General features: G+C 48.2%; 1 tRNA gene and 1 rRNA gene. Both read left to right on the forward strand.

The annotated features are described in order from the left end of the window. Positions 1-59 precede the first annotated feature (59 nt). Positions 60-1,579: ribosomal RNA gene (locus BUC21_RS16140) — 16S ribosomal RNA — on the forward strand. 119 nt (positions 1,580-1,698) lie between these two features. Continuing rightward, positions 1,699-1,772, forward strand: a tRNA-Ile gene (locus tag BUC21_RS16145). Positions 1,773-1,782: the final 10 nt, after the last annotated feature.

The raw sequence follows: 1,782 nt of genomic DNA on the forward strand, positions 1-1,782 counted from the left end.
AAATGCGAACCGTCAATTAAGATAAACGGAATCCTGATCAGAATTTAAATGAAACTTTTACAATGAAGAGTTTGATCCTGGCTCAGGATGAACGCTAGCTACAGGCTTAACACATGCAAGTCGAGGGGTAGCAGGGTAGCAATACCGCTGACGACCGGCGCACGGGTGAGTAACACGTATCCAACCTTCCCATAACTCTGGGATAGCCTTTCGAAAGAAAGATTAATACCGGATGGTACTTTTTCAAGGCATCTTGAGAAAGTTAAAGATTTATTGGTTATGGATGGGGATGCGTTCCATTAGATAGTTGGTGAGGTAACGGCTCACCAAGTCTTCGATGGATAGGGGTTCTGAGAGGAAGGTCCCCCACATTGGTACTGAGACACGGACCAAACTCCTACGGGAGGCAGCAGTGAGGAATATTGGTCAATGGGCGAGAGCCTGAACCAGCCAAGTAGCGTGAAGGATGAAGGTCCTATGGATTGTAAACTTCTTTTATAGTAGAATAAAGTGACCCACGTGTGGGTTTTTGTATGTATACTATGAATAAGGATCGGCTAACTCCGTGCCAGCAGCCGCGGTAATACGGAGGATCCGAGCGTTATCCGGATTTATTGGGTTTAAAGGGTGCGTAGGCGGAATAATAAGTCAGTTGTGAAAGTTTGCGGCTCAACCGTAAAATTGCAGTTGATACTGTTATTCTTGAGTGTACATAAGGTAGGCGGAATTCGTGGTGTAGCGGTGAAATGCTTAGATATCACGAAGAACTCCAATTGCGAAGGCAGCTTACCGGGGTACAACTGACGCTGAGGCACGAAAGTGTGGGTATCAAACAGGATTAGATACCCTGGTAGTCCACACAGTAAACGATGAATACTCGCTGTTTGCGATATACCGCAAGCGGCCAAGCGAAAGCATTAAGTATTCCACCTGGGGAGTACGCCGGCAACGGTGAAACTCAAAGGAATTGACGGGGGCCCGCACAAGCGGAGGAACATGTGGTTTAATTCGATGATACGCGAGGAACCTTACCCAGGCTTAAATTGCAGATGAATATAGTAGAAATATTATAGCCTTCGGGCATCTGTGAAGGTGCTGCATGGTTGTCGTCAGCTCGTGCCGTGAGGTGTCGGCTTAAGTGCCATAACGAGCGCAACCCTTATTGATAGTTACTAACAGGTTAAGCTGAGGACTCTATCGAGACTGCCGTCGTAAGATGCGAGGAAGGTGGGGATGACGTCAAATCAGCACGGCCCTTACGTCTGGGGCTACACACGTGTTACAATGGGGGGTACAGAAGGTCGCTACCTGGCAACAGGATGCTAATCCCAAAAGCCTCTCTCAGTTCGGATTGGAGTCTGCAACCCGACTCCATGAAGCTGGATTCGCTAGTAATCGCGCATCAGCCACGGCGCGGTGAATACGTTCCCGGGCCTTGTACACACCGCCCGTCAAGCCATGGGAGCCGGGGGTACCTGAAGTACGTAACCGCAAGGAGCGTCCTAGGGTAAAACTGGTGACTGGGGCTAAGTCGTAACAAGGTAGCCGTACCGGAAGGTGCGGCTGGAACACCTCCTTTCTGGAGTGATTCCATTTATCTGGTTCGCTTTTTATTGTACTACTGGTTTTTGTTTATTCTATATATGAAATAAGAGATTAGAAAGAAGCCGAGCCGAAAGGTAAGAGGTTTTGAACGACAGTCCTATAGCTCAGTTGGTTAGAGCGCTACACTGATAATGTAGAGGTCGGCAGTTCAACTCTGCCTGGGACTACGCGAAAAAA

Origin of the sequence: Bacteroides luti (genome assembly GCF_900128905.1) — a bacterium.
Classification (GTDB): domain Bacteria; phylum Bacteroidota; class Bacteroidia; order Bacteroidales; family Bacteroidaceae; genus Bacteroides; species Bacteroides luti.